Consider the following 4,613-nt stretch of genomic DNA (forward strand, 5'->3'; position numbering starts at 1 on the left):
CATACATTTGAAAAACACGATTAACAAAATCACTTGCACGCATTGCATTATTGCCTGCATTCAAACCAACCGCATTGCTGCCAACCAATTGCGCTGCATTGGCATGGGGATTTTGTAAAAGACGGGTGGCTCCTCCTGCGCCCTGTTGATGGGCTAAATATAATTCTGCCTCTGTTGGCGCCCTTCCCAATACACGGCTTAAATGGTTGCGATTATCAAGGGTCAATCTCCCCATCGCATCGGCTGCCTGCATCGGGTCAAAACGGTCCTGCAAACCATATTGCTTGGCTGTGCTATCTATAAACTGATACAAACCACCCGCAGAAGAGCGCGGATTCCTTGCATTGGGATTGCCTCCACTCTCAACTTGCGCAACACGGTATAAATAGCTTTCCGGCAAGCCATAACGCGCTGCTGCTTGACGTATCGCTTGATCAACTGAAGGGCTATAACGGGTCATAATTTAATGCTCCCCTTACTCAAATGCACTCAATACATTCAAGTCTTCTATTGAGGCTTTCCCTCCACCTCCAAACAGAGCAGCAGATAGTTTTTTCACCCATTCTTTTGTAGCATATCCCTTCTCTCGCGCTTTCACCATATTTTGAATGAGCTCTATAATTTTCTCATTCGAAATATCTGAACCACCTGTCAACAACTTGACGACATCCTTTTCAATCCGTTGACGCTCTCTAAACGCTGCTTCTTTGAAAGGTATCCAAGAAGCTTTCAACGCTGCTTTCCCTGCTTGCATGGCTGCATCATGTTTACTCGTTGGGACATTGACATTATGCGTAAAAGATATATTTTTATCCGCTATACGATTTGGTATTCTGTTGTAAAAATCTGCATAATCGGCTTCTCTCTTGATAACATTCTTAACAGCAGATGCTTGATCTGATCCATAAATCTTTGCAAACCTATCATACAGATCGTCCGTATCAAAAATCTCCTTTGCCTTGGAGACTTTATCTCCTGTTTGCCCCATACCTTTGAGAAGTTCGCCTCTTGAGCCCTTTTTAAAATATTCTTGTTGTCCCTTTGGTAATTCATCAAAAATTTTACTGAATTCATCTGTATTAATCGCCTTGCTAAGGATTTTGGAACCTTCACGCATAGCATCTATATGAGAACTATATTGATGAAACAATCCACGTGCCTTCTTATATTCGGACGATACAGCATCCATAATCTCTAACAATTTTTTCTGGATATCAACTAAGGTATGAACTTTACTATTATCTCCTATCTTTTCAGCTGCATCTTTCATAATACCAAGTTTAACCTTCGTTTCATGGAGGACACCCATGTTGGGTTTTTCTGTAAGGAGATCAAATTTTGCAGAAGAAAATGGACCAACTTCTATGCCTTTACTCGTGAACTCTTGTAGCCCCTCTCTATAAGCTTGTCTGAAATAAGGGCGTTTCATTAATTCATTAAGGGCGCCATAATGGTGTTTCCCTATCGGGGTCTTCTTGGCTATTTCGTAAAGATCATGAGATGCTGCCTCTCTACTCGCGATAAGATCTCCTTTTAAACCTACAACGTTTTGACGAGGAACAAAGTATTTATCTGCTGCTTGATGAATACGCTCTCCTCCTCCAAGCGCCCTTTGAGAAGCTTTTTGGGTCAAATCAAGATAAGCCCCTTGGTTCTTTTGTGCTATATCAAATACAAGATCTTGTAAAAAAGGACTATGATCAGCTACATAATCGGTATCAACAGCTTTCTTAAAAGATTCTCCTAGCTCCTCAGATGCCTCACTGCCTAAATGTTTACTGATTGCTCTTAATGTTGCTTTTTCAACGCCTTGCTTATGAGACAGAGAAAAAAGTCTTCCTATTCCACCGACAGTAGAACCAGCCAAATGACCTAAAGCACTTCCAACCGCTGTCCCTGCCGCTCCTAAACCAGCACCAGCTAACGTACTGGTAAGTGTATTACCTAATCCTTCGCCCTCTCCTGCTCCATGTAATGCACCAGATGCCGCTCCTACTTTAAGCAAATGAGGCAACGTTGTTTTGTTCGTGATACCTAAAAACGGGTTTACGACTGCTCCTATACGAGATGGACCAGATTTTGAAAATGCTTGACCTAATTTGGACCCAAGAATTCCTAATCTTGCTGCCCCTCCTATTCCTAAAGTTGCAAGTGAAGGGATTATTGACCCTAAAATATTTCCACCTAAAGACGTCCAATAATGCGCATCACTTACTCTACGTTGATAATCACGGATTTTATTGACTTCTTTCTCATATTTCTCTCTGGTTTGCTTATCTCCACTCCAATAGTTGATAAGCCCATCCCAAAAAGCCTTTATTGCCAACTGATCATCAGATTTACGTCCTGCCGCTGTAATCCCTGCAATTTCATCGTCTAAATTAAAACTCAATCCATGTTTTAAAGAGTTCCAAAACGCTTCGCCTTGCGTGATTTCTGGAGGCTGTGCTTCTTCTTCATAAGAATGGTTGTTATAATCTGATATATGTCCAATAATAGGATACTGATCATCATTCCAAATATGACTATTTGAAGAGCGTTTTTTATAATCTGATATGTGTCCAATAATAGGGTACTGATCATCATTCCAAATATGATGTTCATCCATGTTAGCATTTTTATGAGTAAACATCTTTAATATCTCTTTATTCTAATATAACCATCTGCATCTTGAATTTTTGTTCCTATCTCAAATTTAGCACTCTCTTTGGGACTGGATACCTTCACAAATTCCATAGTGTCTTGCGAATTAGTAGAATATTTAGCAGAGATTTCTTGAGGTGTTATTTTCCCCGTCATCCAATTATGCAAATCAGTTTGATCAAGCTTCTTTAAAGCATTAAATGTTATTTCAAGATTCTTTAAAGTTTTCAGTAGCCCCTTTGTATTACGCGCAGAATCTAAAGAACCAAAAGTTGCTACCATCGTCCGACTTTCGAAATCTGATATAGGACCAACACTCATATGTCCGTTAGGATTCATTGATTTTAAGCTTTCAAATACCGTCTTTAGTGCTCCACCTTTAATCGTATCAAATAATTGTTCTAATTCCTTCGCAGGGGTTCCTCCAATTCCACGTGTCGCCCATGCCTTAAAGCCGTTAATCTTATGTTTGTGAATGAGTTCAATTGAATCACGAATAGCATCTATCCCAGCATTCATCTGATGTTTTGTATAAATAATATTTTTTTGCTTTTTACTCTCCCATTCTTTCTGTGCTTGTAGCTTCTGATTATACTCCAATTCCTGTAGAGTCCCTTCCATCGGTCTCTGTCCACGTTTACCTGTCTGTGGATTGGTATACCATTCATGCCCCGCAAGTAACTTAGGAGTATCATCACCTGTTAGCAATGCACTAAGCATTTGAGGATTACTTGCCATAACCCGCGCTTCTTCTTCGCTGTAGCCTTTGGATTTTAGATACTCGACGGTCTGGTTAACCTGTCTTCTTTGTTTATCGCCTTCATTAAGATGCTTCACTCCACTTGCAAGCACATCCCATCCAGAGCCATCAGATGGTGCTGCCGACATACCTGCAAAAAGATCTTTAAGTTTCTGGTAAGCATCTGATTGAAAAAACTTATAAGTATTGGACTGTAAAAATTTATCTAAATCTGTTGGTTCAGAAGGCGGTGTTTGTGCTGTGGACACTAATGGTTGTGCTTGAGGGACATCAACTTTAGGTTTAAGTTCTTGTAGATTATCCTCCAGTGCCTCTGGAAGAGGTGGATGATTTCCTACACCAAGAGGCATTTCCGCTCCAGAAACCATATTAGGAGGGAATGGTTCTTGTGGTTGAGGCATATTTGGTAACTTTGGTCCAGTTGGTGCATGTGCTTCCTCTGGTGACATCATACTTTCAATGGCTGACCCACCAACCATCGATGCAGTAAATTTTGGGTTCTTTGTTGCGAATTTTCCCACGGGACTCTTTGTTATTAATTGTCCCAATCTGTTCGCACCTGTAACCGCTTTAGGAGCAAGATATCTAAAAATATGCGGAGAAGCTCTCAATAACAGCCCACCTGATGCAAGTAATGGAAATAATAATGGAAATGCCATCACACTCTCCTACAAAGCTATTGTTTAATTATTCTTCAGTTATTGTTTCTTATTAATCAAGTCGATGAGTTCTTTCGACACTCCTGCTGCCAACGCCGCTCCTGCTGGACCACCTGCCATATAACCAAAAGCCATTGGTGCTGCTTGAAGCGCTAAAGAACCTATAGTTCCTACATTCTTCCAAGGATCGTTGCCTTGCGTCTTAGAAACTGTCGTATTATTCGTTGTTGTACCGTAATTTCTTGCAAAACCATGACCAGCATTCATCAACATGTTCAGTCTGTTCCAACCTCTATTGTCTTGCTCCAGCCAACGTTCGCGGTTGGCATCAACTAAGCGTTGATTGTAATCATTCAAAACACCGCTTCCCTGCAACATATTGGAATAAGCATTGTTGTAGGCGGGGAATAGATTGCCTACCATCCCTAAGCGGTTCTCATTCAATTGATCAATCATCGAATTTGCTTGCATCATGCGTTGCCAATCCTTATCGTACTGATCAGACATTGCCCGCGCATAAACAGAACCACTCGCCTTGCGCAACTCATCTT

The 4,613-nt window shown here is 40.9% G+C and carries 3 protein-coding genes and 1 pseudogene; all 4 read right to left on the reverse strand.

Annotated features, from left to right (window positions below; translation table 11 throughout):
• The coding region (locus PVV65_RS09080; RefSeq protein WP_273789942.1) for a transglycosylase SLT domain-containing protein at window positions 1-460 on the reverse strand (460 nt) is incomplete at its 3' end.
• Window positions 461-475: 15 nt separating this feature from the next.
• Window positions 476-2,632 carry a hypothetical protein gene (locus tag PVV65_RS09085; RefSeq protein ID WP_273789943.1) on the reverse strand — a complete coding sequence of 719 codons (2,157 nt, stop codon included), beginning with the start codon at window positions 2,630-2,632 and terminating at the stop codon, window positions 476-478.
• Window positions 2,633-2,634: 2 nt separating this feature from the next.
• Complete coding sequence (locus tag PVV65_RS09090; protein WP_273789944.1) at window positions 2,635-4,062, reverse strand: hypothetical protein; 1,428 nt, start codon at window positions 4,060-4,062, stop codon at window positions 2,635-2,637.
• 39 nt (window positions 4,063-4,101) lie between these two features.
• A pseudogene (locus PVV65_RS09095) lies at window positions 4,102-4,613 on the reverse strand (hypothetical protein); the annotation flags it as partial.

It is taken from the genome of Bartonella sp. ML70XJBT (assembly GCF_028618425.1).
Taxonomy (GTDB): Bacteria; Pseudomonadota; Alphaproteobacteria; order Rhizobiales; family Rhizobiaceae; genus Bartonella.

What these genes read in the sequence shown, in the direction of transcription:
- PVV65_RS09085 (WP_273789943.1), bottom strand. Translation starts at nt 2,632, where the DNA reads ATGTTTACTCATAAAAATGCTAACATGGATGAACATCATATTTGGAAT.
- PVV65_RS09090 (WP_273789944.1), bottom strand. Translation starts at nt 4,062, where the DNA reads ATGGCATTTCCATTATTATTTCCATTACTTGCATCAGGTGGGCTGTTA.